Source organism: Bacillus sp. JJ783, from assembly GCF_036963225.1.
Taxonomy (GTDB): domain Bacteria; phylum Bacillota; class Bacilli; order Bacillales; family Bacillaceae_G; genus Bacillus_A; species Bacillus_A cereus_U.
Genome location: NZ_JBALMG010000094.1, coordinates 4,967 through 5,565, shown reverse-complemented (window position 1 = coordinate 5,565; position 599 = coordinate 4,967). Strand labels below are relative to the sequence as shown.

Sequence of the window (599 nt, the reverse complement as noted above, 5' to 3'; positions counted from 1 at the left end):
GTAATAGAATAGATTCATTACCGTTTCAGACCGATGTATTCATTCATAACCTAACAGTAAAAGGGGGGATGATTAAAGGTATGGCGATTAATGAGGAATCAATTTGTCAACAGTTTGCAAGAATTATCGGTGGCCAAGAAGGATTCGCCGGTGGGAAATGCGTGGCAACAATAAACCGGGATGAAATACGCGCAACAATCTTAGGAAAACGTTTTAGAGTAACAACTTCCTTCTCATTTGAATCAAGAGATAATAAAACTGGACGGGCATTATGCTTAGGCCGGATAGCACTCTTGCAAAAGGAAGTTACTGAATTTGTTGCTACAATTATTAAACAGGGAATAATAGTTTCGTCTATACACAATGAGTGGTTATGTGATAATCCAAATTTGATTTACGTTAATATCGAAGACGTTGATGATCCACTAACTTTCGCAAGAAAAGTCAGAAGAGCGTTATGCAATTAACCGACTTTTTTAGTTAATTGAGTGATTATGTTGATTAGAATATTTCAGAGTGTTGAATGGTATATTTGGAAAATAGATTTAAGTGGATGGTTTTATAAAATCTCATATATAGCTAAAAAGAGTAACTCCATT

At 34.9% G+C, this 599-nt stretch carries 1 protein-coding gene; it reads left to right on the top strand.

Annotated elements, in window-relative coordinates:
* The first annotated feature begins 80 nt into the window (after positions 1-80).
* On the top strand, positions 81-467 hold the full coding sequence (locus tag V7038_RS19685; protein WP_078174941.1) for a DUF1259 domain-containing protein: 387 nt from the start codon (positions 81-83) through the stop codon (positions 465-467).
* The last annotated feature ends 132 nt before the right edge of the window (positions 468-599 follow it).